Here is a 26,548-nt window from a genome sequence, read left to right on the forward strand (position 1 = left end):
TGGTGGGAGCTGGGCTTTGCCCGGCGAATGGAGACCGAAGGGCTCCTGGGCGGCGGGCACTAACGCAAGCAAGTTCCGCCGAGGCGCCTGCGGCGCCAATCGCCCGGCAAAGCCGAGCTCCTACGAACTCCCACACCCCCACCGCCATGCGGTAGGGGTGTTCTGCTCCCAGCTATTAACCGAGATCGATACAGAGGTACTTGGTCTCCAGAAACTCATCCAGCCCCTGATGGCCACCCTCGCGGCCGAGGCCGGACGCCTTGACCCCGCCGAAGGGCGCGGCGGCGTTGGAGATCAGCCCGGTGTTGATGCCGACCATGCCGTACTCCAGGGCCTCGGCGACACGCCAGACACGCCCCAGATCGCGGGAATAGAAGTAGGACGCCAGGCCGTACTCGGTGTCATTGGCCATGGTGACGGCGTCCTCCTCGTCTTCGAAGGGGAAGACCGCCGCCAGCGGACCGAAGGTCTCCTCGTGGGCGACCTTCATGCTCGAGGTGGCGAAGCTGATCAGGGTCGGGGTGAAGAAGTTGCCCCCCAGCGGATGAGGATGGCCGCCCAGCAGCAGCTCGGCGCCATGATCCACCGCATCGTGGACATGCTCGCTGACCTTGGCCACGGCGTTGTCGTCGATCAGCGGACCGATGTTGATGCCCTCCTGAGTCCCATCGCCCACCTTGAGCTCGGAGTTCATGGCCACCGCCAGTTTCTCGCAGAAGGCGTTGACCACACTCGATTGCACCAGGAAGCGGTTGGTGCAGACGCAGGTCTGACCGGCATTGCGGAACTTGGCCGCCATGGCCCCTTCCACCGCGGCGTCGAGGTCGGCATCCTCGAAGACGATGAAGGGGGCATTCCCGCCGAGCTCCAGCGAGATCTTCTGGATGTGCTGCGCGGCCTGGGCCATCAGCTGACGCCCCACCTCGGTGGAGCCGGTGAAGGTGATCTTGCGTACCAGGGGCGACTCGGTGAGCGCTGCGGCGATCTCGGCGGCGCGGCCGGGCACCACGTTGAACACCCCGCGCGGCACGCCGGCGCGCTCGGCCAGCAGCGCCAGGGCGGTGGCGGAGAACGGGGTCTGGCTGGCCGGCTTGACCACCACGGTACAACCCGCAGCCAGGGCCGCCCCCGCCTTGCGGGTGATCATCGCCGCCGGGAAGTTCCAGGGGGTGATGGCCCCTACCACGCCCACCGGCTGCTTGGTCACCACGATGCGCTGGTTGGGTTTCGCCGCCGGCACGGTCTCGCCGTAGACGCGCCGGGCCTCCTCGGCGAACCAGCGCAGGAAACTCGCCGCGTAGGCGATCTCTCCGGCGGCCTCCTTGAGCGGCTTGCCCTGCTCATGGGTCATGATCATGGCCAGGTCATCCTGATGCTCGAGCATCAGGTCGTGCCACTTCATCAGGATATCGGCACGCTCCTGGGCGGTGAGCGCCTTCCAGGCCGGCAAGGCGGCATCGGCCGCGGCGATGGCGCGTTCGGTCTCGACCCGCCCCAGGCGCGGCACGTTGCCCATGTTCTGGCCGGTGGCCGGGTTGAGCACATCGATCTGTTCGCCGCTATCGGCGGCGACCCAACTGCCGTCGATGTAGGCAAAGGGGCAATAGAGCTGCGTTTCCTTCAGGGCTTCCATGTTCGTCTCCCGCCGCGCATGCGGCTCGTTGTCGGTTTCCCTTCATGCTAAGCGTAAAGGCCCCGGTGCACCAAGCACCGCGACCAATCCATTGCCGGCTACCGCCCCACCGGGGGTTCGATGCTAGCGTCGTGGCTCGCGGGATTCGGACAGGGTGACAGAGACGGAGTCGGCGAAGCGCAGGGCGTGGGGCTTGTCGATCTCCACCTGGGCGGTGAGTACCTGCTCGTGGGCCATGATCAGGTCGAGCACCTCGCGGGTCATGCGTTCCAGCAGCTGGAAGCGGTTGTCCTCCACGTGGGCGATCACCTGCTTGGTGATGGTGCGGTAGTTCAGCGCCTGCTCGATGTGGTTGAACGCCACCGCCTTGTCGGCGCGATAGCGAATCACCGCATTGATCACCACATCCTGGCGATTGAGGATCTCGTCGTCCTTGATGCCGATATGGGTACGCAGACGCAGGTTCTTGATGCGAATGGTCGCCAGGTCATGGTCGAAGTGCTGGTCATCGATGGCGTACAGCGGCATGGCAGGGCTCCTTGCGTAGCGGGCCTCAGCGGCCGTTGACCAGGGTCAGGAATTCCTGGCGCGTGGGCTGGTTCTCGCGGAAGGCACCCAGCATCACCGAGGAGGTCATGCTCGAGTTCTGCTTCTCCACGCCGCGCATCATCATGCACAGGTGGCGCGCCTCGATCACCACCGCCACACCGCGCGCCTCGGTGACTTGCAGGACCGCCTCGGCGATCTGGCGGGTCAGGTTCTCCTGGATCTGCATGCGGCGGGCATACATGTCCACGATGCGGGCGAACTTCGACAGGCCCAGTACTCGCCCACGCGGCAGGTAGGCGATGTGGCACTTGCCGATGAAGGGCAGCAGGTGATGCTCGCACATGGAGTAGAGCTCGATGTCCTTGACCAGCACCATCTCGTCGGTCTCCGACTCGAAGACGGCACCATTGACGATCTCCTCGAGCGACTGGTTGTAGCCATGATTGAGGAACTGCATGGCCTTGGCGGCCCGCTTCGGAGTATCGCGCAGCCCCTCACGTTCGGGATCTTCCCCCAGCTCCAGGATGATCTGGCGATAGTGGTTGGCGAGTTCTTCGGTCATCGTCGGGCCCCGTGGCATTGTCGTTGGTCGTGATGCTCGCATTGCGTGGTGATGGTCACAGACCTCGCTGGCAGCCGGTGCCACCATGTCATGTACAGGACCGTCATGTACAGGACCATGTACAATATTCATACGCAGAAAGCAAAAAGTACAATAAAGGCATCCACGAACCCTGCATTCTAGCGCAAGCCGCATGCCATGCGCAGGTCTCGGAGCGCCATCGGAGTGACAGTATGTCGCGCCGGGCGACACGCGGCCACGGCTGCTCCCTCCAGCCCGCTGTGATAGCATGGGTTCCCCTTGATGCTGCGCCCCTGTCATCCTCGAGAGCCGACATGATCAAGACCCCCATGCTGCTGACCGCGGCCCTGCTGATCCCATCCCTGGCGCTCGGCGCCACCCTGGAACTCCCTGCCGACGCCCGGGTCGAGTTCCAGGTCATCGACTCCCTGGAACTGAGCCAGGACGAGCCGCGTCGCGACGACATCGTGATGCGCCCCGTCGCCGACGGCACCGGCACCCATCAGCTGCCGGAGTACTGCGTGGTGATCGGCGATGCCCGCCTCGACGGCGAGCGCGTCCGCGTCACCGCCAAGGCCCTGACCTGCATCGAGACCGAAGGGAGTGACAGCGAGATCTACAGCGGCGCGATCTCCGCCGCCGCCTACGAGGCCGACGGCAGCTATGGCGTGGCCGCGTGCGAGACGGGTCGCTGCGTGCTGGAGCCTTCCGCTGGCTTCCTGCTGCAATTCGCCGAGGCGCTCGCCATCGAGCAGCAGGACAACCCCTCGGCGCGGCTCAACGAGCAGCGTCGCCAGGCCGAAGGCGCCGGCGTGGCCAACCCGATTCCCGCGGATGCGCCGAACCCCGACGATTGAAGCCAACCGCCGCCACGTCCCTGCACAACGCTCCCTTCGGGGGGCGTTGTGCCTTCCACCACGGTGAACGTCACGCCAGCCAGCGGGGCTTCAGCTCGAGCTCCTGCCGCTGCTGCTCCAGCATGCGGATATGGCCGTCCCAGTAGCCGGCATCGGCCAGCCAGGGGAAGGCCACCGGGAAAGCCGGATCCTCCCAGCGCGCCACCAGCCAGGCACTGTGACGCAGCAGGCGCAGGGTGCGCAGCGGCTCGACCAGCGCCAGCTCGCGGCGGTCGAAATCCAGGTGCTGCTCGTAGCCCTCGATCACCTCGGAGAGCTGCATCTGGCGCTCTTCGTCGTGCTCGGCGGTGAACAGCATCCACAGGTCCTGGACCGCCGGGGCCATCAGACAGTCGTCGAAGTCGACCAGGGCGAAATGCTCGTCGCGCCCCAGGATATTGCCGATATGGCAGTCGCCGTGGCAACGGATCGCCCGCTCGGGCACCCAGGCATGGGGAGCGAGGCGCGCGTGGAGGTCATCGGTGATCCGTTCGTAGGCGCGGCGCTGGCGACGATCCAGCCAGGCGCTGCCCAGCACCCGCTCGCGCGCCTCGATCACCATGGCGTCCAGGTCCAGGGTCACGCGGTGGGCGAAGGTCGCGCGGCGGCCCACGGCGTGGACGGCACCGATCAGTTCGCCCAGGGCGAACAGGTGGGCGGGGTTCTCCAGTTCCGGTGCCTGTCCCGGCAGCTGCGGGTAGAGCGCGAAACGGAAGCCCTCGGCCCGGTGCAGGCTCTCGCCCGTCGCGTTGCGCCAGGGGGCCGCCACCGCCACCCCCGCGACCTCCAGCTCGGCCAGGTAATCATGCTCCTCCTGGATCTGGGCATCGCTCCAGCGCTCGGGGCGGTAGAACTTCACCACCCAGCGACGGCGCTCCTCGTCGTGCACCAGGAAGACACGGTTCTCGTAGCTGTTCAGCGCGAAGGGTTCGCCGGGCAACCACAGGCCGAGCGACTCCACCGCCGCCACGATCCGGGCGGGCTCCAGGCGGGCGAAGGGGTGTGGGGTGGTTTCCATGAGGACTCCCGAAACATCAAGAACCTCATGCTATCAGGGAAGCGCTGATTTGTGTTGCGAGCGAAGAGAGGCTGGCCGTCGCCGGTGCGGAGTAACCGGAGTTGACTGGCTGCTCAATGAGGATTGCGACGGTCCGACGCTTCGGCACCGCCGGCGACCAGGATGGCTAGGTTCGTTCCTGACGAACCAACGCACTTCCCACATCCATGTGGGTCGTCGAGCGCAGCAGCAAATCAGTGTTTCCCGAGAGGGGTGCGGGCCACCGCCCACGCCTCCACCTCCTCGGCGCCGGCCCGCCGGCAAGCCGCCGCCAGGGCGTCCAGGGTCGCACCGGTGGTCATGACGTCATCGACCAGCGCCACCCGGGACGGCAGCGCCGCGTCGACCCGGAAGGCGTCGCGCAGGTTGGCCCGCCGCTCACGGCGATCGAGCCCCCGTTGGCTGCGGGTATCGCGCCATCGCTCGGCCCGAATCAAGGGCCGCCCCAGCCTCCCGGCCAGTCGCCGGGCCAGCCAGGCCGCCTGGTCGAAGCCCCGCTCCCGGGCCCGGCGTGGATACAGCGGCACCGGCACCAGTGCCGCGGGCCAGGCCTGCGCCTCGGCCGGCAGCCCGGTCGCCAGCAGGTCGAGCAGCACCGTGCCCGCTCGCGGCGAGGCGTGAAACTTGAAGCGCTGCACCAGACCGGCGACCTCGCCCTCGTAGCGCAGCGGGACCCACGCCCGGTCGTAGGCCGGCGGCAGGCGCAGGCAGGTACCACACGGCCGCCCACACAGTTGCCCCGGCTGGGGTTCGCCGCAGCACGGGCAGGCCGGCAGGTTCCAGGGCAGTGACGCGAAGCAGGCCTCGCACCAGGGAAGGTCGCGGCTGCCGGGGGCCAGGCAGAAGGCGCAGCGGCCGGGCAGGGCCTGGCGCAGGGCTTTGTCAACCAGATCAGCCAGCATGGTTGACAAGCCGTGTCGAGTCCGTAAGCTGTTCGTCAACCCGGTGATTCCAACAAAGTTGACCATAAGCGAGCCTGCCATGTCTTCCGTACCGCCAGCACACCGCGACGATACCCTGACCCTAGCCGCCTCTCCGGCCATTCGCCACGACTGGACCCTCGACGAGATCGAGGCGCTCTTCGCCCTGCCCTTCAACGACCTGCTGTTCCGCGCCCAGCAGGTGCACCGCGCCCATTTCGACGCCAACGCCGTGCAGGTCTCCACCCTGCTGTCGATCAAGACCGGGGCCTGCCCCGAGGACTGCAAGTACTGCCCGCAGTCCGGTCACTACAACACCGGGCTCGGCAAGGAGAAGCTGCTGGAGATCGAGAAGGTGGTGGAGCAGGCCAGGGCGGCGAAGGAGGCCGGCGCCAGCCGCTTCTGCATGGGCGCCGCCTGGCGCAGCCCCAGAGACAGGGACCTCGAGGTGGTGCTCGAGATGGTCGGCCAGGTCAAGGCGCTGGGGCTCGAGACCTGCATGACGCTGGGCATGGTCGACACCGACCAGGCCCGGCGCCTCTCCGAGGCCGGGCTCGACTACTACAACCACAACCTCGACACCTCGCCGGAGTACTACGGCGAGATCATCACCACCCGCAGCTACGGCGACCGCCTGGCGACCCTGGCCAACGTGCGTGAGGCCGGCATGAAGGTCTGCTCCGGGGGCATCCTGGGCATGGGCGAGGCGCCCCGCGACCGCGCCGCCCTGCTCCAGCAGCTGGTCAAGCTCGAGCCCCACCCGGAGTCGGTGCCGATCAACATGCTGGTCAAGGTTCCCGGCACACCGCTGGAAGACGCGAAGGATCTGGACCCCATCGAGTTCATCCGTGCCATCGCCGTGGCCCGCATCCTGATGCCGAAGAGCCACGTGCGCCTCTCCGCCGGCCGCGAGCAGATGAACGAATCGACCCAGGCGCTGGCCTTCCTGGCCGGGGCCAACTCGATCTTCTACGGTGACCAGCTGCTGACCACGTCCAACCCCCAGGTGGAGCAGGACCGGGCGCTGTTCGCCAAGCTCGGCCTCCACCCCGAACGCCGCGAGACCTGTGCCGACGACGACCACCAGCGGGAAACGCTGGAGGCCGCCATGGCACGCCAGGCCGGCCAGGCCCGGGCTGCCGCCCTGGCCTACGACGCCACTGCCACCACCGGGGCCTGAAGTCCCCATGGTGGCGCCACGCAGCGACTGGACGACATGGCTCGCCGAGCGGGCGAGCGAACGCCGGGCCCGCGGGCTGTGGCGCACGCGCCGTTGTCATGTCCCAGAGGGCGTTCGCGACTTCGCCGGCAATGACTATCTCGGGCTGGCCCGGGACCCCCGACTGGCCGAGGCCCAGGCCACCGGCGCTCGCCGCTTCGGTGCCGGCGCCCGAGCCTCGCACCTGGTCAGCGGCCACCTCGAGGTCCACGAAGCCCTGGAGGAGCGCCTCGCCGCGCTGACCGGTCGGCCGGCGGCGCTGCTCTTCTCCACCGGCTACATGGCCAACCTCGGTACCCTCCAGGCGCTCTGCGACGGTCGCACCCAGGTCTTCCAGGATCGACTCAACCACGCCTCGCTGCTCGACGGCACGGCGCTCGCCGGCGCCCGTTCGCGGCGCTTCCACCACCGCGACCTCGCGGATCTCGAGCAGCTGCTTACCCGCGCCCCGGACGAGGCACTCCGGCTGGTGGTCAGCGACGGGGTGTTCAGCATGGACGGCGACGTGGCCGACATCGCCGGCCTGGCCGCGACCAGCGAGCGCCACGGCGCCTGGCTGATGATCGACGACGCCCACGGCCTCGGCGTGCTCGGCGCCCATGGCGATGGTTGCGTGGGCCGCGCCCATGGCGTCGAGGCGGTGCCGATCCTGGTGGGTACCCTGGGCAAGGCCCTGGGTACCGGCGGCGCCTTCGTCGCCGGCAGCCGCGAACTGATCGACCACCTGACCCAGTTCGCCCGCCCCTATGTCTATACCACCGCCCAGCCCCCCGGGGTCGCCGCGGCGACGCTCGAGGCGCTGGAGATCCTGGCCGCCGAACCCGAGCGCCGTACCCGGCTCGTGTCGCTGGTCGAGCGCTTCCGCGCCGAGGCGGCCCGACTCGGCCTGCCGCTGGCCGACTCAGCCACGCCGATCCAGCCGCTGGTACTTGGCGACAGCGCGCGCGTCATGCGCTGGGCCGGACGCTTGAACGAACACGGCCTGCTGGTCGGTGCCATCCGCGAACCCACCGTCCCCCGCGGCCAGGCACGGTTGCGCATCACCCTCAGCGCCGCCCACGACGACAACGACCTCGACGCCCTGCTCGAGGCCCTGGCCAGGCTGGAGCGCGAGGATACCCCCCCATGACCGATCTGGTGCTGCTCTCCGGCTGGGGAATCGATGCCCGCGTCTGGGCTTCGCTCGAGGTCCATTGGCCGGCCGACCTCGTGGTGACCACCCCCGACTGGCCCGGTTATGGCGCCCAGCCGCGCCTCGTCGACCCCGCGGACCTCGCCGAGCTGGCGGCGGCCATGGCCGAGGACCTGCCGGCGGATACCGTCTGGGTCGGCTGGTCGCTGGGCGGCCTGCTCGCCGCCGCCCTGCTCGGCCAGCTGCCCGCCCCGCGGGCACTGGTACTGCTCGGCATGGGCCCTCGGTTCTGCGTTGACGGCGGGATCTCTGCCACGGAGCTGGCCGCCTTCCGCCGCGCCTTCGCCCGCGACGGCGAGGCTACCCGGCAGCACTTCCTGCGCTGGCAACTGCAGGGCGAACCCGCCCCGCGAGCCGCTCACCGCCGCCTGATCGACCTGATCGGCCGGGAGCCAGGAGCCGAGGCCGCCACCCTGGCCGCCGGACTCGAACAGCTCGCCACCCTGGACGTCTCGGAGCGGCTGGCCACAGCGCCCTGCCCGGTGTGGCGCATCGCCGGCGAACACGACCCGCTGCTCGCCCCCCCGCTGCGCGAGACGGCCGATCATCGCCTGTCCGGCGCCGGCCACTGTCCCATGCTGTCGCAACCCGAGGCCCTGGCGACGTGCCTGACTCGCATCGCCCGGGCGCCGGCCCCCACCGAGGAGTGCCCGTCATGACCGCCTCGCTCGCCCGCTTTCCACTGCCCCCGGCCCCGGACTGGCAGCGCCGGGTGGCACACGCCTTCTCCCGCGCCGCCGGCCGCTACGAGCGTCTCGCCCACGCCCAGCAGGCCATGGGCGAGACGCTCTGGGACCGGCTGCCGGCCCGGGCCGAGCGCGTGCTCGACCTGGGCTGCGGACCGGGTCACTGGAGCGCCCGCCTGGCGGACCGCTATGGTCCCGACTGCCGGGTGGCCGGGCTCGACCTGGCGCCCGGCATGCTCGAAGTCGCCAGGGCTCGCCACGGGGCGCGGGCCCGCTGGTTGTGTGCCGATGCCGCCGCCCTGCCACTGCCCGATGCCAGCCTGGACCTGGTGTTCTCCAACCTGGCGATCCAGTGGTGCCCGGACCTGGAAGTGGTGCTCGGTGAACTCCGCCGGGTGCTGCGCCCCGGCGGGCGGGCGCTGGTCAACACCCTGGGGCCCGGCACCCTGGCCGAGGTGAACGAGGCCTGGGCGCGCCCCGCGCAGCCCGCCGCCCTGCTGGCGTTCCGCTCCCGGGAGCGCCACCTGGCGGCGGCCCGGCTGGCGGGGTTCGCCGGCGTCCGGCTGGAGGCCACCACCCGACGCTTCCATTACCCGGACCTGGCCGCGGTGATGGCCTCGATCAAGGGCATCGGCGCCCAGGCCGCCCGCGGCGAGCGGCTCACCCGCGCCGACCTGGCCCGTGCCCGGCGGCGCTTCGAGGCCCTGCGCGAGCCCGACGGCCTGCCCGTCTCCTACCGGCTGCTGACCCTGATGCTGGAGCGCTGAGATGTCCGCCTACTTCGTCACCGGTACCGACACCGACGCCGGCAAGACCCTGGTCACCGCCGGCCTGCTCGCCCTGGCGCGCCGCCGCGGCCTGAGCACGCTGGGGCTCAAGCCCATCGCGTCGGGCTGCGAGCCAACCTCGGCGGGACTGCGCAACAGTGACGCCCTGGCACTGCAGGCCCAGAGCACCCCGGCCCAGCCCTACGCGGCGATCAACCCCTTCGCCTTCGAACCCGCCATCGCCCCGCACCTGGCCGCCAGCCGGGCGGGCGTGCGCCTCGGCCTCGACGACCTGATCGACCCTCTCCGGCCCTCGCTCGCCCTCGAGCGCGGCCTGACCCTGGTCGAGGGCGCCGGCGGCTGGCGGGTCCCCCTCAACGACCATGAGGATCTCGCGGGCCTCGCCGGGCGTCTCGGGCTGCCGGTGATCCTGGTGGTGGGGCTGAAGCTCGGCTGCCTCAGCCACGCCCGCCTCACCGCCGAGGCGATCGTCGCCGATGGCCTGCCGCTCGCCGGCTGGGTGGGCAACCTGCTCGACCCGGCCTTCGCCGAGGACCCGCCCCTCTACGAGGCCAACCTGGCGACCCTGACGCATCGGCTGCCCGGCCCCTGCCTGGGCGTGGTGCCACGCCTCGCGGCGCAAGGCCCCGAGGCGCTGGCCGAAGCCGCCGCCGACCACCTGGTGCTGCCCGATGACGATTGACTTGCGAAGGCCCGTCCGTACAATGTGGACGCCTGCCCGACCGTGCGGATGTGGTGGAATTGGTAGACACGCCAGGTTTAGGTCCTGGTGCCTTCGGGCGTGGGAGTTCAAGTCTCCCCATCCGCACCATTTCAGTTCCTTGATTTCAAGCACGAATTTCCGACTTCCCCCGCGGAAGCACGGCGCTGTCGTGTCCCCGTCGTTTCGTCCCCCGTCCCTGTTCGACCCCCTCGTCCCACGGAGGCCCGCATGACGTCCCCCGTCTGGCATCCCTATGCCCATCTCAAGACCCAGCGGCCGGCGCCCAAGGTGATCGGCGGCGAAGGGCCACGCTTCACCCTGGAGAACGGCGAGTCGCTGCTCGACGCTACCTGCTCCTGGTGGTGCATGATCCACGGCTACGCCCATCCGCGACTGGTGGCGGCGATCCGCGAGCAGGCCGGCGAGCTCTGCCACGTGATGCTCGGCGGCCTGACCCACGAGCCCGCCGACCGCCTCGCCCGCGAGCTGGTCAGGATCACCCCGGCGGGGCTGAACCATGTCTTCTACTCCGACAGCGGCTCGGTGGGCATGGAAGTGGCGATGAAGATGGCCGTCCAGTATCACCAGCTGCGCGGCAGACCCGGCAAGCACCGTCTGCTCTCGCTGATGAAGGCCTACCACGGCGATACCGCCGGCTGCATGGCGGTGTGCGACCCCGAGGAAGGCATGCACTCGCTGTTCGCCGGCTACCTGCCACGCCATCACTTCGCCCCGGCGCCCACCGCACCCTTCGACGCCACGCCGGAAGCGGTCCAGGCCGATCTCGACGCCCTGCGCGCGGTGCTCGAGGCCCACCACCACGAGATCGCCGCCCTGCTGATGGAGCCGCTGCTGCAGGCCGCCGGCGGGCTCAACATGACCTCGCCCCACTACCTCAGGGGCGCGCGCGAGCTGTGCGACGAATTCGACGTGCTGCTGGTGTTCGACGAGGTGGCCACCGGCTTCGGCCGCACGGGTAAGCTGTTCGCCGCCGACCATGCCGACGTGACGCCGGACATCATGGTGCTCTCCAAGGGACTCACCGGTGGCTATCTCGGGCACGCCGCGACCCTGGCCACCGACCGGGTGCATGACGCCTTCGTCGGCGACTCGCCGATGCACGCCTTCATGCATGGGCCCACCTTCATGGGCAACCCGCTCGCCTGCCGGGTGGCACTGGAGAGCCTCGCCGTGTTCGAGGAGGAGGACTATCTCGGCCGGATCGCCGGGCTCAATCGCGTGCTGCGCGATGAGCTGCTCGACGATGCGACACTCGCCGACCACCCCGCGGTCGAGGACGTGCGGGTGCTCGGCGCCACCGCGGTGATCGAGACCCGCGACGCCGCGGACCTGGCCGGCGTGGGTGACTGGGCGCGGGGACAAGGCGTCTGGCTGCGTCCCATCGGCCGCTGGCTCTACACCATGCCGGCCTATATCACCGGCGATGCCGACATGCGGCGCATCACCGACGTCATGAAGGGCTGGTTCCTGAAGCGCTGAGCGGTGCCCCCGGGCTATACCAGTCGGCGCGGGATGGTGACGTCCCAGCTGCGGCAGTAGATCCGTCGCTCGCCCTCGTAGGCATCGAGGGTGGCATGGAGCAGGAACTCCCGGGCGTTCGAGGTCAGCACGGTGCGCGTCACGGTGCTGACTTCCCAGTCGCCCCGCTTCAGGGAGCGGTTCCAGCACGTCTCGCCGCTGATGGAAGCGAAATCGTCGGCCCACGAGCGATAGCGCTCCACCGCCCGGGTCTGCACCTCGAGGCCCGAATCCTCCAGCCGCACCCGGCCATTGTCGTTGATCACCTCGAGGGTCGACAGATCCTCGGCCAGATCACGGTGCACATACCAGTTGTGATGCCCGGGCTCGAGACGCGTGGTGGCGATGGTCGGCGCGCCCTCGGGCTCAGCGAACGGGCCCAGGCGGGCATCCTCGTCACGCGGCGGGCGCACCGGCAGGTGCAGGGCACTGCCCTTGTCGAAGAGCGTCAGCCGCACGCGCTCGGGAGGCGGCCAGGCCAGGGGCCAGTAGGAGGTGGAGATCGACAGGCGCAGTCGATGACCAGGGGGGAACACCTGGGCCACGTCGTTCAGCTGTACACGAACCCGGTAGCGACGGCCCGGCTCGAGCGGTGTCGGCGCCTCGTGCCCGTCGTGGTGGGTCAGGTTGAGCAGGCCGTAGGTCACCCGAGTGGCCTTGTCGTCCGGCGCCACGTCGGAAAGCCGCACCGCCACCATGGCCACGGGACGATCGGCGGCGACCTCCAGCTCCAGTTGCGGTGCCCCCATGATCTCCAGGGTATCGTCCAGCGGCGGGCTGTCGAAGATCAGGGCGCCACCATCTTCCTGGCGCTGATCGTGGGCCAGGTCGGGACCCGCGGCGTAGGAGCACCACTTGCCGGCGAACAGACCGCAGGTCAGCGGCGACTGCAGGGTCAGCGCGGTTTCGCCGCCGCGGCGCTTGCCGTCGAGCATCAACCGACCCGGGGCCAGGGGTAGCCGCCAGGAAGTGACATTGGGTGACGGCCAGCATGGCTCCGCCACCCAGCGGCCGGGGCGGTGGCCATAGCGGGTGGTCGGCGGCATGCTGTCCTGCATCCAGACCCGGATCGCCGGGTCCCCGGCCACTCCCCGCTCCTCCCCCCTGAGCCACTGATCCCACCAGCGCAGACACTCCTGCAGGAAGCCGATGGCCGGGCCGGGCTCGCCCAGGTGCGGATACTTGTGGCTCCAGGGGCCGATCAACCCCTTGCAGAGGCCGGGCAGGTGCTCCACCAACCGCTTGACCGCATTGGAGTAGCCATCCGCCCAGCCACTGGCGGCCAGCACGGGCACTTCCACCCGCGAGAACTCCTCGCAGATGGAACCGTGCTGCCAGTAAGCGTCGCGATGCTGATGTTCGAGCCAGGTCGCCAGCCACAGTCCGCTGCCCTCCAGCCGCTCGTGCCACATCTCGCGCCAGACATCGCCGACCACCGCCGGGTCGGGGGGCAGGGAGTTGTAGGCAAACATGGTGGACGCCCAGGAGAGGTTATCCCCCAGCAGGCAGCCGCCCATGTAGTGAACATCGTCGGCGTAGCGATCATCGGTGGAGCAGACGCTGACCACGGCCTTCAGCTCGGGGGGCCGCCGGGCGGCCAGTTGCAGGCCGTTGAAGCCTCCCCAGGAGATGCCGATCATGCCGATACGGCCGTCGCACCAGGGCTGCTCGGCGATCCAGCGCAGTATCGCCTCGCCATCCGCCAGCTCCTGCTCCAGGTACTCGTCGGTCAGCACACCGCCGGAATCGCCGCTGCCGCGCAGATCGACACGCACCGCCGCATAGCCGTGCCCGGCGAAGTAGTGATGGTGCCTGGCGTCGCGCCGCGCGGAGCCATCCCGCAGCCGGTAGGGAATGTACTCGAGGATGGCCGGTACCGGGCGCTCGCTGGCCCCCTCGGGCAACCAGGCACGAGCATTGAGCCGAATGCCGTCGGGCATGGGGATCCAGACCGGATCTTGGCACTCGACGCGATAGGGAAAATCGGTCACGACTCTCATCAGGCCCCTCCGTCACCCCGGGTGGCTGCCCCCACCGCCCCCGCGCTCGCCGACTCGGGTCATTGCCTCGTCGGGAAGCGGCGCGATGTCGAACGGCAGCATCTCCACACACCGCGCGATCCGGGCAAGCAGTTCGTCATGGGTATCGGCCCCGGTGAACAGCACCCCGAGCTCCCAGGAAAAGGAGTCCTGGTGGAGCAATTCCGACAATCGCATCCCCTCGCGGACGTTGATCTCGACCGTCGTTCCCGGATAGACCTGCTCGACGCGTCGAATCTCCTCCGCCGACGGCACCCGGCACACGATGCCGTCCTCGAAGACACGCAGCATCTGCTTGGCCGCGACGGCGTAAGGTCCCTCTCGATAGGGCATGCGCGGGGCAACCCCCAGGGCCACGTCAATCATGACCTGGGATTGGGGAGCCCCGTCGACCAGCTGGAAGAGCGCCGCATGGGAGCGCGAAATCCGGGTATTGATCTCCAGCAGCCAGAGGCGGCCGCTCTGGGTATCATGATAGAACTCGATGTTGAACGGCGCATCGTCGTAGCCGATCTGCGCGATGACGCGCCGGGTAACGGCGAGCATGTCCTGCTGCACCGGGTCGGGCAGCCGCGAGGGGTACTCGTAGCGCAGCAGGACCGAGCGATGCCACGCGTCGCGTATGCTGTCCACCACGCCGGTGAGATGGACCTCGCCGTGCTGGACATAGCCCTCCAGGGTGCACTGGCGGCCGGCAGAGATGAGGGACTCGGCGATGCAGTGATGGCCGCTCACCGCGGCAATCTCGTCGGGCAGGTCGGCATGCGCCGTGACCTCATCGAAGGGTCTACCGAAACGACCGATTCCCGCGCGGATCAGGGGCAATGCCTCCTGCAACTCCCGGGCATCCCCCACAAGGAAGCCGAGGTGGGAAGAGTGGGCCTTCACCGGCTTGATCCAGAAGGGATAGTCGATATGGATCGTCTCGACGGCATGCTCGTCGAAGGGGTCGACCGCCTGAAAGTGCGGAACACACTCGGGGACCGACTTCTGCTGCTCGAGACGGCTCCAGTACTTGTGCTCGCACTTCAGCACAGCCTCCAGGGAAGGACCTCGCAGCCCGAGCCGCTGCTGCAACACCGGTACCAGCGCGCTGGTGGGGAAGTCCCAGTAACCGACGATGGCATCCACCGAACCGGGAAACCGCCGGAGCTCCGCCAGGGCGTCAGCCACCAGGCGATCGAACCGGAACTCGTCGGCCTGCACGACCTCATCGAGCGACAGCAAGGCATGGAACGCATAGTCCTCGGCGTGCTCCAGGTGCCGCAGCAGCCGCCTGCTCAGCTCATCGAACCCGATCACAAACACGTTCCAGCTCATCGCCACGCTCCTCTGCCCCCATGAAGCCGGCGACGGGGTGGCACCCTGCTCGCCACACCCCCGACGCAACCCCTCGTCACAGCATGGTGGATTCCCGGGGGATGGCCTTGATCTTTGACAAGCGGAGTGGAAACGTCGCTGTCGCTCGGGGCCAGTTGCCGGCGCACTTCGGCTCGACTACTCTTGCTGATTCGTCTCCGAGTGACCCGCGACAGCCAGGGGCCGATCATGCCACTCAGCAAGACCCAGTCCAGTTTCTACCGACGCCTCTATGTCGCCCATCTGGTCGACAGCGGCGTCACCAGCGTGCCGGCGATCATGGCGGCCACCGGCATGCCACGACGCACCGCCCAGGACACCCTGGGAGCCCTCGCCGAGCTGGACATCGTCTGCGAGTTCCAGAAGGACGCCGGCGAGCGACACAACATCGGCCGCTACGTCATCCGCGATTGGGGGCCCTTCGATCCGAGCTGGATCTCGGCCCATGCCGCTCGCCTCGGCGCCGAGCTCGGCTACCCACCGGCACCCTGAAACGAAAGCCGCCGGCTCACCGCCAACGGTAGGTGACGCCGCCGACCTCGAGTTCCAGGATCTCGCCGAACGAGACCATGAAGCCATTCAGGTCGCCGGGCTCGCCGTGGCTGCCCTGCAGCGCCGTCTCGGGAATGACCTTCACCCCGGTGGCGCCGACATGCTGCACCCGGGCCGAGAAACGCCTGCCCTCGTGCTCGACCACCAGCCGCTCGCCGGCCATGCAGCGCTCGACTCGGGCCAGCAGTTCCGCCTCGGTTACCTGCTGCACGTTCATATCCGTCACCTCCTCCCTGTGTCTGCCCGTCGCTCGTCATCCTCCCATGGACCAGCGAGAGGTCCGCGAATTCAACTATCCGCCTGCCTGCACGCCTGCAGGAAGGGGCGCTGCACTTCTCGCCTTCGTAACCGGCCTTGGCCTGATCAAGTTTAGACAGGCCCGCCCGGCCGACTCCAGCGGCGCCGTCTGTTACCCTGAGACTATCCTTCAAGCACTACAGGAGGCCTTCCCCATGTCCCTGACGCCCTCGAACATGGCCGAGCTCGGTAGTCCCTTGCCGCCCTTCCGCCTTCCCGACCCCCACGGCACGGAGGTGGACAGCGCCGACTTCGAGGGCCAGCCGGTACTCGTGGCCTTCATCTGCAACCACTGCCCCTTCGTCAAGCACATCGCCGATGCCTTCGCCGACTTCGCCCGGGAGTATGGCGAACGCGGCCTCGCCGTGGTCGCCATCAACAGCAACGACTTCCACCGCCACCCCGACGACAGTCCAACGCGCATGATCGAGGAGGCCCGGTCGCGGGGCTACGATTTCCCCTACCTGGTGGACGAGAGCCAGGACGTGGCCCGCGCCTTCCAGGCCGCCTGTACACCGGACTTCTTCCTCTTCGATGCCGACCACCGGCTCGTCTACCGCGGCCAGTTCGACGACAGCCGGCCGAGCAAGGAGACCCCGGTCACCGGCGCCGACCTGCGTGCCGCCGCCGACGCCGTGCTCGCCGGCCGGGCGCCGGACGCCGACCAGAAGCCATCGATGGGCTGCAACATCAAGTGGAAGACGACCTGACCGGCTGCCGGCAGGGTGGACGCCGCGGGGGCGGCCCCGTGAGTCGCTCGACGTCCCCGCCGGTGGCGGGCGGCAGAGTGCGCTACCCGCTCACCACAGAAGATGAGGAACGCTCACCATTTCGACTCTCCCTCGACCAATCCCCTGATACCAAAGAAGGCCAAATATCAAGCGTCGACGATATGGCGCCTCGAATATGATGGAAGAGGAGCAAGCGGAGGAGAGTCATATGCGTGGCATCGTGTGGGGTGGCGTCATTTCGACGGGGCTCGCACTGGCCGGCCCCCTGGCAGGAAACGCCCAGGCCGATGAGGTCACGGAACTGATCGAATCGATCCGTGTCGCCGTGGAGCGCTTCACGGATGTGAATGTCGCCCTGGCGGAAGGGTACATTCCGGACCCGTCGGGCGAGTGCGTGATGGCCGGGGCCCACGGCCTGCCTGCCGAGCTGGGCGGCATGGGCATCCACTACCTGCACCCGGGCCTGCTGGGCATCACCGCGACCGAGCCGCGGGTCGATGGCACCGGGACCCACACCGACTTTCTCGAACCCGCCATCCTGCTCTACGAGCCGCAGGCGGATGGCACCCTGAGGCTGGTCGGGGTCGAGAACCTGGTGTTCCAGAAGGCGTGGGAGGAGGCCGGCCATACCGCCCCCCCGCGCTTCGCCGACCGCAACTGGGACGACATGGCCAACGACCCGGACACGGCGCTCGACGAGGCACACGGTTTCGAGCCGCACTACGACCAGCACGTCTGGTTCCTCGACAACAGCAACGGCCACCTCGAACCCTTCAACCCGGCGGTGACCTGCGCGACTCACACTCATTGACCGGCATGCGGCCGGCCCATACAGCCCGGCCGCCTCCCGTCGCGAAGAGCGCGACGGGATGGCATGAACGGCTGTCCAGCGCGGTCGTTCAATACAATAAGCTATATTCCTAATGCTGTTTATTCTTTGTCGTTCGCGCCATTCTTTTCGTAGATTCAGGATGTCGAACCCGAACCGGGAGTGCCGTCATGTCGGATTGCTGCCATGACCTGCAGCCACCGGGACACGGTGAGCTGGACATCATTCACGTCAGCCGAAGCCTCCGGCGACGCACGCTGCTCAAGGGCATGGCCGGTGCCGCGGGTCTGGCGGCTCTGGGCGGCCCCTTGCCGGCCTTCGGCCAGGAGCTCAAGCGCATCCGCCTGGCCTTCTGCAGCCAGCTGCTCTGCGTCGTGCCCTACGAGGCGACGCGCGCGGCGGGCTTCTTCGCCGACGAGGGGCTGGACGTCGAACTGGTCTATACCCGAGGGGGCAGTGCGGCCCTCCAGGCGCTCAACGGCGGCGCCGTGGAGTATGCCGCGACCTCGTTCGATGCCGCCCTCAATGCCTTCGCCAGCGGGGCCGACATCGTGCGTGTCGCGACCACCGGCCGCCTGCCGCTGTTTGCCCTGGCCACCAGCCTCGAGGCGGCCGAGACCATCACCGAGGTCGGCGACCTCGAGGGCCGTGTCCTCGGCGTCTCGGCGCTGGGCAACGCCGACCATGCCTTCCTGATGTATCTGCTCAGGCGCGCCGGCGTGGACCTGGGCAGCGTCGAATTCGCCACCGTGGGCACCAACCTCTACGACGCCCTGCGCCTCGGCCAGCTGGACGCCGGCATGGTCCAGGAACCGGCGCTGTCGCTGCTCCAGGAGCGCGGCGCGCGGGTGCTGGTCAACGGCATGGACATCGAGGATGCCAACGAGTATCTCGGCGGCCCCTACGAGTTCATGGGCGTGGCCGTGCGCCGCGAGGAGCTGGACGAACGCCGCGACGAGATCCGCAGCCTGGCCCGCGCCCTGGCCAGGGGACTGCAGTTCGTCCAGGAAGCCGAGCCGGACGCCCTGGTGGAGGCGCTGCCCCGCGAGATCATCACCGGCGGGGACCGTGAGACCGTGGCCGCCAGCCTGGCGCGCTATCGCGCCTCGCTCTATCCGCGCGAGGTGGAGCTCGACCTGGAGGCCATGCAGCGCGTCATCGAGGTCCAGAAGGCGGCGGGTGGCCGCGGCGGTGACGTCGAGCTCGAGCAGATCGCCTATCCGGACGCCCTCGCCTCATGATGCTGGACATCCGCGCCCTGCAGATGAGCTATGGCGACGAGCCGGTGGTCGAGAACGTCGACCTCGGTGTCGCCGCCGGGGAGTTCGTCAGCCTGATCGGGCCGTCCGGCTGCGGCAAGAGCACCCTGCTGCGCGCCGTCATGGGCCTGCAGAAACCCAGCGCCGGGGAGGTGCGGCTGGGCCTGAAGCGCCGGGAGATCGGTCTGCTGTTCCAGGACGATGCCCTGCTGCCGTGGCGCACCGCCCGCGACAACGTGGCACTCGGGCTGCGCATCCGCGGCAGCGGCAAGGCCGAGGCACGCCGAACGGCCATGCAGTGGCTCGACTCGGTAGGCCTCGGGCAGTTCGGCGACCGCTATCCACGCGAGCTGTCGGGCGGCCAGCGCAAGCGAGTGGCGATCGCCCAGGTACTGGCCCTGCGCCCCAAGCTGCTGCTGATGGACGAGCCCTTCGCCTCGCTCGACGCCATCGTGCGCCACTATCTCACCGAGGATCTCCTCGGCTGGGTCGAGGGCGAGCACCTCACCGTGCTGATGGTCACCCACGACCTCGAGGAAGCCGTCGCCCTCTCCGACCGGGTGGTGCTGCTCGGTAACGGACCGCGCGCCCACGTGAAGGGACGCTGGGAGATCGACCTGCCGCGCCCGCGCGACCTGCTGCGCGTCAAGGAGGAACACCAGTTCGCGGTCACCGCGCGGGCGCTGTGGGATGCGCTGTCCGAGGAGGTGCGCACGCCCGCTGTGCGGCGGCGCCCCGAGCCCGAGGCGGTGTCCCCATGAAGCGCGCGACCCTGTGGCTACAGTTGCGGCGCATTGCCGCCCTGGCGCTGTTCCTGCTGCTCTGGGAAGGCATCAGCGCGCTGGGCTGGGTCGATCCCTTCTACGCGCCGCCCCCCTCGGCCATCGGCGGCTCCATCGCCCAGCTCTTCATCGATGGCGAGATCTATCGGCACCTCGAAGCCACCTTCGGCGCCGCCCTGCTTGGCCTCTTCCTGGGGCTCGCCGGCGGCGCCCTGCTCGGCTTCATCGCGGCCTTGGCCCGCCCGGTGGCGGAACTGCTGGAACCGGTGATGGCCATGCTCAACGCCATCCCCCGCGTTATCCTCGCGCCGCTGTTCATCATCTGGCTGGGGATCGGCATCGCCTCGAAGGTGGCGCTCTCCTTCATCCTCGTGGTGGTGCTGACCTTCTTTGCGGTCTACAACGGCATCCGCGACGTGGACACGCGCCTCGTCGAGCGGGTGAAGACCCTCGGCGGCGGGCCACTCGTGCTGCTGCGCGACGTCTATGTGCCCTCCGTGGTGGCCTGGGTGATGGGCAGCCTCAAGGTCGCGGTGGGCTTCGCCTTCACCGGCGCCGTGGTGGGCGAATTCGTCGCCTCCAGCCGCGGTCTGGGCTACCTGCTGGCGTTCGCCCAGAGCACCTACAACGCCGAGCTGACGTTCGCCCTGATCGTGCTGGTGCTGGCGTTCGTCATGCTGCTGTTCGGGCTGGCCGGGGTCCTGGAGCGCTACCTGCTGCGCTGGAAGTACCGGTGATGTCGCGGCAGCACCCAGGCAAGCGTACGCTGCGCCTTGCGGACTGCCTGGAGCGCGGCCTGCGCACGCGGCGCGCTCCGCCGCTGCCGATCGCCGGGGCATGGATCGAGACACCGGAGGGGCTGCGCGCCCGCTTCAGCCTGGCAGTACGCGACGGCACCATCGCCGAGGCACGCTTCGAGGCCACGCCCTGTGCCACGCTCGTCGCCTATTGCCAGGCGCTGGCCGACTACGCGGCCGGCCACCCGCTCGACGCAACACCCGGCCTCGACGCCGAAGCCCTGGTGGCCTCGCTGGAGGGCGTGCCGCCCGCGCGCCAGGATCGCGCCGTCATTGCCGTGGCCGCCCTGCGCGCCACCCTCCTGACATCCACCGAGGAGTGTTCGTCATGAAGGTCGCCTATCTGTTCGCCACCCAGCGGCACAACGTCTCCTACGTGCTCGCGAAGATGATTCTCCCCCAGCTCGAGGAGGGCCGACACGGCGTCGAGGTGGTCGGCATGTTCTTCTTCGAGGACAACAACTACGTCCTGGTGGACGGCAACCCCATCGGCGAGCGCCTGCGCGCCGTCGCCGAGCACAGCGGCATGCTGCTCATGGGCTGCGACCAGTGCTGCTTTGAGCGCGAGATCGCCGACCGGCTCATGCCCGGCGTCCCCATCGGCTGCTTTCCCGACCTCTACGCCGCGCTGGCGGGAAACCCGCCCGATCAAGTGATCACTCTCTAACACGCTCGACGATCCGGTACGCCTCGGGCGTCTGACCGCCCTCCTCGGCCCGGCCGGCGTAGTGCGTCATCCGGGCGGCCCGCGCGGCGGTACTGGCCGCGGCCACGTCATCGAGCGCTCGGCTCGTCTCATGACGGGCCTGGGCGATCTCGTCGAGCAACTGAGCCTGCATCGTCGGCCGATGGAGCGCCTCCTGGGCCTTGAGCAGCGCGTACTCGCTGCCGACGAAACCGGCCAGGGCCACGGTGGTGGTGGCCATGCCGATCGCCATCGCCCCCGGGCCGGCGGGCGCGGTGGCGGCCGCCGCCGTGCCGCCCGTCGCCAGCGAGCGGGCGGTATTGGCACCCAGGCGTGCCATCAGGCCGCGCACGGCCAGCCGGCTGCCCTGCACGGCCGCCCCGGCCCCCAGCCGCTGGGCCAGGGCACGCCCCGCCAGCATGCCGACGCCGGCGCCACCCAGACCGGCGGTCCCCCAGCGCGGCGCATCCAGGCCGTCATGCAGCGCCTGTCGCAACGCCAGGTCGAGACCGAGGACGTGGACGGGACGTTCACCCGCCTCCGCCGGCACCGCCTGTCGCGGCTCGTACGCCTCGTACAGGTGCTGCGCCATGCCCTGCATCGTCTCCCGCTGAACCTGGGCCAGGCGCCGCGGATAGTCCGCCTCCAGCTCGGCCAGGGCCTGCTCGACCCCGCTGGCGGCGACCAGGCGCTCGTGGAGCTGCGCATCCAGCCACTCATCCAGGTCGCCGGCCACCGCCATCCCCAGGCGCAGGTAGCTGCCGGAGAGCGAGTAGTACCAGTCGAGATAGCCCGGCACGGCCGCCTCGAGGGGCGCGAAGGATGCCTCCAGCCGCTCGTCCACCCAGGGCCGCATCGCGGCCGCCACGTCGTCCTGCATCCCGGCGGTGAGACGCTCCAGATCCCGACCGAGCGCGGCGTGGGTCTCGGCATCGAGCGTCAGGGGCTCGCCGTTGACCACCACCCGGAACAGCGGCGCTTCGGCGCGCTCCTGCAGCAGGCGATGGCCGAGGTCGAGCAGCAGCATCAGGACCATGACCGCCGACAGGGGTGCGGCCCAGCGTCGCCAGCCGCTCCCCGACAACACCGGCCGGCGCGTGTGTCGAGTCGGGATCATGGGGTCTCCTCCTCGTCGCTATCGGGTGCCGCGACGGGACGCCGCCCCTCCCGGCACAGTGCCTCGGCCCCCACCAGGAGGCGTACGTAGGCCCAGGCGAAGGCGCTCTGGGTCAGCAGCAACAGCAGCCAACCCAGCAACGCCAGGGGAGCGCCGAGCGGCACGGCCTCCACCGCGTTCTGCATGGCCCAGTACTGGCTGAGTTCCACGGCGCTGCCGAGCCGCTCGAAGAAGCCGAGCAGCGAGGTGGCGTCGCGCCCCTGCAGGTGGCGCAGCAGCGCCTCCTCCCAGCCCAGGCCCACCAGGTAGGGCTGGGGCAGCCAGAGCGCCGCGACCACCAGCGCCAGGGCCAGCAGGCCGGCGGCGGGCATTACCACCAGGCGCCGGGTCACCGCCGGCAGATGCTCGCCGATGACATGCCGAGCCAGGCGGCGACGCAGGGCATTGCGCAGCACCACCAGGCCGGCCACGGCGAGCAGCAACAGCGGCCAGTCGGCCCAGGCCAGCAGACGCAGCTTCACCAGCAACAGCAGCGCCAGGAAGGCCCCCAGCAACTGGTGACGGGCCACCATCAATGCGCCGCCACGCAGCAAGCGATGCCAGGGGGAGTCGTCACGCAGGTACTGATCCAGCCAGGCACGGCGGCGCAGCCGGGCGGCCTCCAGGCTGCCGGCGGCGATCAACTGGGTGACCAGTACCCAGGCCGGCACGAACAGCAGGCCGGCATGCCGCTCCCCCAGCAGCGACCAGGCCAGCAGGACCACCACCGCCAGGGCCAGGTGCGCGTGCCTCCAGGGGAGTGCCCATCGACCCGTGGTCAGTCTTTCCAGCATCCGTGGCCCTCCCGGTCGCCCGCCTCCCGGCCGTCTTCGACTCTGACCCCCTTCGGGCCCGCAAGGTCCCTTCGGCCTTGCCGGCCACCCGGGAGCGGTGCGCGACCAGCGCAGGATGTCACCCTTTCGTTACATAGCGCATAGACTGAGGGACAGGCACCGGGAAGAGTGAGCACGACAAGATGAAGAAGCCCCTGATGATACTCGTCGCCTGTGCCTGCCTCGGTGCCTTCGCCGACGACCACCATGACGGCGATGGGGACAAGGATAGCGACCTGCCGCAGTGGGCCGACGAGCGGCTCGAGCCCTTCCACCATAGCGTCTCGCAATGGGTCGAGAACACCTCGCGGCGCATCGACAGCTTCTTCGGCACCACCGATGCGATGAGCGTGGAGACCGACTCCTACCTGCGCATCGGCCAGGCATGGCGATGGCGCGAGGGTGACGACTTTGACCAGGACCTGGGCGCCAGCTTCAAGCTTGACCTGCCGACCACCGAGCAGCGCCTGCGCCTGGTCATCGAGAGCGACCCCGAGGAGACCCGCGGCACCCTGGCCGAGCAGGAGTCGACCCTCGCCGATGAACGCCCCGACCGGGGCGGCAGGCTGCGGATCGGTCTCAACCGCCTGGGTGACCGGGACAAGACCCGGCAGTGGAACACCCAGGTCGGCGCCGGCATCCGGGCCCGCCTGCCGCCCGATCCCTACGCCCGGATGATCAGCCAGCGGCTATGGTCCCTCCGCGATGGCCCCTGGCAGCTGGAGAGCGACAACCGCTTGTCGTGGTTCAACAAGGACGGCTATTCCGCCCGCACCCGCTGGGACCTGGGCCGGCCACTCGACGAGCGACGACACCTGCGCTTTCTGACCAATGTCCAGTGGCGCGAGGAGGTGGATACCCTCGAATTCAGCGAGGCCGTCGAGCTCAACCGCCGCCTCGACCGGCGCCGCGCCCTGCGCTACACGGCCGCCGTGCTCGGCGAGAGCAGCTCGCGCCCGCGCGTCGAGGACGCCTTCCTGCAGCTGCGTTACCGCCGCGACGTGCACAGGGGCATCCTGTTCCTCGACATGGCCCCCGCCCTCCACTTCCCTCGCGAGGCCGGCCACGACCCGCGCTGGGCGATGACCCTGCGCCTCGAGATGTACTTCCGTCGCGAGTTCGACCGCACCCTCCTGTAGCGGATCGTGTGAGTGCTCGCTGGTCGGTTGCGTCCCGCTCAGATCTCGAAGCCGCGGCCAAAGTCTTCGGCGGAGAGCGCCATCAATCCGCCCGCCTTCGGCTCTACTGCGCCAGGGCCTGCTGGACGAACGCCTCGCAGCGTTGGCGCGCCGGCCGGTCCTCCAGCCCCGCCCAGTAGGCGTCGAACTCGGGGCGCCGGGGGAGGGTGCCGAACTGCATGCCCCAGCCGATGTGGGAACCGACATAGACGTCGGCCGCACTGAAGGCGTCGCCGGTGATGTAGCGGCGTCCCTCCACGGCGGCGGCCAGGGTGTCGATGACCGTCCCGTAGTCGCCCGACCCCAGCCGCATCTGCTGCTCCACGCTGGGCTGGAAGCCCAGGCTGTTCAGCGAGATGGCGGCCTCCAGCGGCCCGGCGGCGAAGAACAGCCAACGGTAGTAGTCGCCCCTCGCCGGGGGAGCCGGCGCCAGGCCGGCCTCGGGGAAGGCATCGGCGAGGTAGGTGCAGATCGCGGCCGCCTCGGTGACCACCACCTCCCCGTGACGAAGCGCCGGCACCTTGCCCATGGGGTTGATGGCCAGGTAGTCCGCTGCCTTCATCGTCGTACCGTACTCGAGCGTCTCCATGCGATAGGGCACGCCGAGTTCCTCGAGCATCCAGTGAACGATGCCGCCCCGCGAGAGCGGGTGAGTATAGAAGGTCAGCTCGGCGGGGCTGCCGTCAGCCGGCTGGGTGGGCTCGGCCAGGGCCGCGGGCGGCAGCCGGGTCTCCGGCGGCAGCACATAGCCCCGGCCGGGTTCGTTGACCACCTCGACCCCTACCGCGCGCAGCACGGCGATGTCCTGGTAGAGGCTGCGCAGGGTAACGCCCAGCGCCGCGGCAAGGTCGGGCCCGCCGATGGGGCCCTGGTGGTGGCGCAGTACCCGGAGCAGGTCCTGCAGGCGAGTCGTTCGGGACATGGGGGTTTCCTCTTGCAGGTGGCCGACCGGCAGTCTCTCGCCACCCTGGGTCCGGCCGAGGCGACCATCATGCCTTCGAGCCGGCAGCGGTGCCAGTCATCCGCGCCCAGGCGGGCAGGCAGCGCGGCCCGGGGCAAGGGCGCCAGGAGTAATACCCGACATACCCCTCACTTCCCCTGCTCGCCGCCCAACCCCGGGGCCGGCTTAAAGTCCCTGGGCGCCTCGGCGTAACCAGTCGTGCACGAAGACCAGCTTCTGGCGCGCGGCCTCCGACAGCACGAAGGGGTAGAGGTCGGACAGCCCCATGGAGCGGTTGACGTGGTTGACCCCCGCCACCAGGCTGGCCGCGACATGGATCAGCCGCGCGGCGTCGGGCTCCATGTAGGGGTCCCAGCCGGGACTCGGCAGCTCCGGCGAGGAGAGGCCGGCCGCGACGAAGCTGTCGGTGATGTCCGTCAGGTGCAGCAGGTGGGCGGCGGTCTCGGCCCAGTCCTCATGGGGATGGGCGGAGGCGTAGGTGGTCAGGAAGCGTAGCCGCCAGTCGGGCGGCGGGCCTTCATGGAAGTACCGCTGGAGCGCGGCGGGGTAATCCGCGCGCTCGTCGCCGAACATGGCGCGAAAGGCGTCGAGGAAATCCTCCCGCAGGCTGAGGCGCCACCAGAGCATATGCGCGATCTCGTGGCGCATGTGGCCGATCATGGTGCGGTAGGGCTCTTCCAGGGCTTCCCGGCGGATTGTGCGCAGAACCGGGTCCGCCTCGGCGACGCTGATCGTCACCACGCCCCCCACGTGCCCCATGGGCACCGGGGTCGGCCCCTCGGCCAGCATGTGAAACACCGGGCGTGCCCCGGGATCCTCGGGCCGGAACCAGTGCCAGCGGCCCAGGTTGTCGAGCACCCAGCGCTTGGCGGCCTCGGTCTTCGCCCAGTTGGGCATGGCATTGGGGAGGGAGGGATCCGGCGCCAGGGCGGTCATGGCGCAGGACCGGCAGAAGGCGCCCTGCTCGGGAGCGATCCAGTTGCAGCCGATGACCTCCCGGTTGACGCAGAACGGCGGCATGGGCAGGAAGGCCCTGGCCTGGGGGTCATAGGCAACGGGCGTTCCGTTGGCGGTGGCGAGGTTGTCGAACCAGAGGGATCCGGCACCGACCGGGTTGGCAAAGACGCGCATGAGGCAGTCACTCCACAACAACGGCAAGGCATTTAGCCAAGCACATTAGGATGCATCCTGCTCCCTTAAGGAAACGCTGCACAAATCCCGACGCAGCTGCCTGTTCGGCTCCGGCGGGGTAGAATCTGACCATCCCGCCACCGTCTGACAGAGCCATCCGATGAAGCAGATCTCGTTCGCCCAGGCTGAGCACC

General features: G+C 69.3%; 28 protein-coding genes and 1 tRNA gene. 17 read left to right on the plus strand and 12 right to left on the minus strand.

What is annotated here, in order from left to right; all coding sequences use genetic code 11:
* Positions 1-175: 175 nt before the first annotated feature.
* The 3 genes from AC5W54_RS11000 to folE all read right to left on the minus strand — a co-directional run bounded on the left by AC5W54_RS11000 (position 176) and on the right by folE (position 2,744).
* On the minus strand, positions 176-1,633 hold the full coding sequence (locus tag AC5W54_RS11000; RefSeq protein ID WP_495962122.1) for an NAD-dependent succinate-semialdehyde dehydrogenase: 1,458 nt from the start codon (positions 1,631-1,633) through the stop codon (positions 176-178).
* A gap of 123 nt (positions 1,634-1,756) precedes the next feature.
* Positions 1,757-2,161, minus strand: coding sequence for a dihydroneopterin triphosphate 2'-epimerase (folX, locus tag AC5W54_RS11005; RefSeq protein WP_495962123.1), 405 nt, complete (start codon positions 2,159-2,161; stop codon positions 1,757-1,759).
* A gap of 25 nt (positions 2,162-2,186) precedes the next feature.
* Positions 2,187-2,744, minus strand: coding sequence for a GTP cyclohydrolase I FolE (folE, locus tag AC5W54_RS11010; protein WP_495962124.1), 558 nt, complete (start codon positions 2,742-2,744; stop codon positions 2,187-2,189).
* A gap of 335 nt (positions 2,745-3,079) precedes the next feature.
* Here folE and AC5W54_RS11015 point away from each other — a divergent pair, with 335 nt between their 5' ends.
* Positions 3,080-3,622 carry a TraB/TrbI/VirB10 family type IV secretion system protein gene (locus tag AC5W54_RS11015; protein ID WP_495962125.1) on the plus strand — a complete coding sequence of 181 codons (543 nt, stop codon included), beginning with the start codon at positions 3,080-3,082 and terminating at the stop codon, positions 3,620-3,622.
* Positions 3,623-3,692: 70 nt separating this feature from the next.
* On the opposite strand, the gene AC5W54_RS11020 is transcribed toward AC5W54_RS11015, so the two are convergent.
* A complete protein-coding gene (locus AC5W54_RS11020) occupies positions 3,693-4,679 on the minus strand; it encodes a serine/threonine protein kinase (RefSeq protein ID WP_495962126.1) in 987 nt (328 codons plus the stop codon).
* 233 nt (positions 4,680-4,912) lie between these two features.
* On the minus strand, positions 4,913-5,620 hold the full coding sequence (locus AC5W54_RS11025; RefSeq protein ID WP_495962127.1) for a ComFC family protein: 708 nt from the start codon (positions 5,618-5,620) through the stop codon (positions 4,913-4,915).
* Between the two features lie 79 nt (positions 5,621-5,699).
* Here AC5W54_RS11025 and bioB point away from each other — a divergent pair, with 79 nt between their 5' ends.
* The 7 genes from bioB (at position 5,700) to bioA (ending at position 11,726) form a co-directional block, all read left to right on the plus strand.
* Entirely contained in the window at positions 5,700-6,818 is a 1,119-nt protein-coding gene (gene bioB, locus AC5W54_RS11030) for a biotin synthase BioB (protein WP_495962128.1), read from the plus strand.
* A 7-nt stretch (positions 6,819-6,825) separates the two neighbouring features.
* The gene (gene bioF / locus AC5W54_RS11035; RefSeq protein ID WP_495962129.1) at positions 6,826-7,986 is read left to right on the plus strand and encodes an 8-amino-7-oxononanoate synthase; all 1,161 of its coding nucleotides are present in this window, start codon (positions 6,826-6,828) and stop codon (positions 7,984-7,986) included.
* Positions 7,983-8,708: an alpha/beta fold hydrolase gene (locus tag AC5W54_RS11040; RefSeq protein WP_495962130.1), complete on the plus strand. Its 726-nt coding sequence runs from the start codon at positions 7,983-7,985 to the stop codon at positions 8,706-8,708. Before bioF ends, AC5W54_RS11040 begins: the two co-directional genes overlap by 4 nt.
* Complete coding sequence (locus AC5W54_RS11045) at positions 8,705-9,502, plus strand: methyltransferase domain-containing protein (protein WP_495962131.1); 798 nt, start codon at positions 8,705-8,707, stop codon at positions 9,500-9,502. The genes AC5W54_RS11040 and AC5W54_RS11045 overlap by 4 nt, the downstream gene beginning before the upstream one ends.
* A gap of 1 nt (position 9,503) precedes the next feature.
* Positions 9,504-10,205 carry a dethiobiotin synthase gene (gene bioD, locus AC5W54_RS11050; RefSeq protein ID WP_495962132.1) on the plus strand — a complete coding sequence of 234 codons (702 nt, stop codon included), beginning with the start codon at positions 9,504-9,506 and terminating at the stop codon, positions 10,203-10,205.
* Positions 10,206-10,249: 44 nt separating this feature from the next.
* Positions 10,250-10,334: transfer RNA gene (locus tag AC5W54_RS11055), tRNA-Leu, on the plus strand.
* Positions 10,335-10,454: 120 nt separating this feature from the next.
* A complete protein-coding gene (bioA, locus tag AC5W54_RS11060) occupies positions 10,455-11,726 on the plus strand; it encodes an adenosylmethionine--8-amino-7-oxononanoate transaminase (RefSeq protein ID WP_495962133.1) in 1,272 nt (423 codons plus the stop codon).
* Between the two features lie 14 nt (positions 11,727-11,740).
* Here bioA and AC5W54_RS11065 read toward each other — a convergent pair whose 3' ends face one another.
* On the minus strand, positions 11,741-13,765 hold the full coding sequence (locus AC5W54_RS11065; RefSeq protein ID WP_495962134.1) for a CocE/NonD family hydrolase: 2,025 nt from the start codon (positions 13,763-13,765) through the stop codon (positions 11,741-11,743).
* Between the two features lie 12 nt (positions 13,766-13,777).
* Positions 13,778-15,124 carry an ATP-grasp domain-containing protein gene (locus tag AC5W54_RS11070; protein ID WP_495962135.1) on the minus strand — a complete coding sequence of 449 codons (1,347 nt, stop codon included), beginning with the start codon at positions 15,122-15,124 and terminating at the stop codon, positions 13,778-13,780.
* A 228-nt stretch (positions 15,125-15,352) separates the two neighbouring features.
* On the opposite strand from AC5W54_RS11070, the gene AC5W54_RS11075 reads away from it, so the two are divergent.
* Positions 15,353-15,655 carry a winged helix-turn-helix domain-containing protein gene (locus AC5W54_RS11075; protein WP_495962136.1) on the plus strand — a complete coding sequence of 101 codons (303 nt, stop codon included), beginning with the start codon at positions 15,353-15,355 and terminating at the stop codon, positions 15,653-15,655.
* Between the two features lie 16 nt (positions 15,656-15,671).
* On the opposite strand, the gene AC5W54_RS11080 is transcribed toward AC5W54_RS11075, so the two are convergent.
* Positions 15,672-15,932: a hypothetical protein gene (locus AC5W54_RS11080; RefSeq protein WP_495962137.1), complete on the minus strand. Its 261-nt coding sequence runs from the start codon at positions 15,930-15,932 to the stop codon at positions 15,672-15,674.
* Between the two features lie 235 nt (positions 15,933-16,167).
* On the opposite strand from AC5W54_RS11080, the gene AC5W54_RS11085 reads away from it, so the two are divergent.
* The 7 genes from AC5W54_RS11085 to AC5W54_RS11115 all read left to right on the plus strand — a co-directional run bounded on the left by AC5W54_RS11085 (position 16,168) and on the right by AC5W54_RS11115 (position 21,077).
* Complete coding sequence (locus AC5W54_RS11085) at positions 16,168-16,722, plus strand: thioredoxin family protein (protein ID WP_495962138.1); 555 nt, start codon at positions 16,168-16,170, stop codon at positions 16,720-16,722.
* Positions 16,723-16,951: 229 nt separating this feature from the next.
* Complete coding sequence (locus AC5W54_RS11090) at positions 16,952-17,554, plus strand: hypothetical protein (RefSeq protein ID WP_495962139.1); 603 nt, start codon at positions 16,952-16,954, stop codon at positions 17,552-17,554.
* Positions 17,555-17,742: 188 nt separating this feature from the next.
* Complete coding sequence (locus AC5W54_RS11095; protein WP_495962140.1) at positions 17,743-18,813, plus strand: ABC transporter substrate-binding protein; 1,071 nt, start codon at positions 17,743-17,745, stop codon at positions 18,811-18,813.
* Entirely contained in the window at positions 18,810-19,592 is a 783-nt protein-coding gene (locus AC5W54_RS11100) for an ABC transporter ATP-binding protein (RefSeq protein WP_495962141.1), read from the plus strand. Before AC5W54_RS11095 ends, AC5W54_RS11100 begins: the two co-directional genes overlap by 4 nt.
* Positions 19,589-20,350, plus strand: coding sequence for an ABC transporter permease (locus AC5W54_RS11105; RefSeq protein WP_495962142.1), 762 nt, complete (start codon positions 19,589-19,591; stop codon positions 20,348-20,350). Before AC5W54_RS11100 ends, AC5W54_RS11105 begins: the two co-directional genes overlap by 4 nt.
* The gene (locus tag AC5W54_RS11110) at positions 20,350-20,742 is read left to right on the plus strand and encodes an iron-sulfur cluster assembly scaffold protein (protein WP_495962143.1); all 393 of its coding nucleotides are present in this window, start codon (positions 20,350-20,352) and stop codon (positions 20,740-20,742) included. Before AC5W54_RS11105 ends, AC5W54_RS11110 begins: the two co-directional genes overlap by 1 nt.
* Entirely contained in the window at positions 20,739-21,077 is a 339-nt protein-coding gene (locus tag AC5W54_RS11115; RefSeq protein WP_495962144.1) for a SaoD/DsrE family protein, read from the plus strand. The genes AC5W54_RS11110 and AC5W54_RS11115 overlap by 4 nt, the downstream gene beginning before the upstream one ends.
* Here AC5W54_RS11115 and AC5W54_RS11120 read toward each other — a convergent pair.
* Positions 21,067-22,212, minus strand: a complete 1,146-nt coding sequence (locus AC5W54_RS11120; RefSeq protein ID WP_495962145.1) for a hypothetical protein — start codon at positions 22,210-22,212, stop codon at positions 21,067-21,069. The two genes, AC5W54_RS11115 and AC5W54_RS11120, sit on opposite strands and share 11 nt — an antisense overlap.
* Complete coding sequence (locus tag AC5W54_RS11125; protein WP_495962146.1) at positions 22,209-23,045, minus strand: hypothetical protein; 837 nt, start codon at positions 23,043-23,045, stop codon at positions 22,209-22,211. Before AC5W54_RS11125 ends, AC5W54_RS11120 begins: the two co-directional genes overlap by 4 nt.
* Before the next feature lie 182 nt (positions 23,046-23,227).
* Here AC5W54_RS11125 and AC5W54_RS11130 point away from each other — a divergent pair, with 182 nt between their 5' ends.
* Positions 23,228-24,223 (plus strand): hypothetical protein, encoded by a 996-nt coding sequence (locus AC5W54_RS11130; protein WP_495962147.1) that lies wholly within the window; start codon positions 23,228-23,230, stop codon positions 24,221-24,223.
* 103 nt (positions 24,224-24,326) lie between these two features.
* Here the strand turns inward: AC5W54_RS11130 and AC5W54_RS11135 are convergent, their stop codons facing one another.
* Complete coding sequence (locus tag AC5W54_RS11135) at positions 24,327-25,184, minus strand: glutathione S-transferase N-terminal domain-containing protein (RefSeq protein ID WP_495962148.1); 858 nt, start codon at positions 25,182-25,184, stop codon at positions 24,327-24,329.
* Between the two features lie 204 nt (positions 25,185-25,388).
* Positions 25,389-26,354: a zinc-binding metallopeptidase family protein gene (locus AC5W54_RS11140; protein WP_495962149.1), complete on the minus strand. Its 966-nt coding sequence runs from the start codon at positions 26,352-26,354 to the stop codon at positions 25,389-25,391.
* Positions 26,355-26,548 lie beyond the last annotated feature (194 nt).

The sequence above is a fragment of the Halomonas sp. LMYGS-3 genome (genome assembly GCF_059509875.1).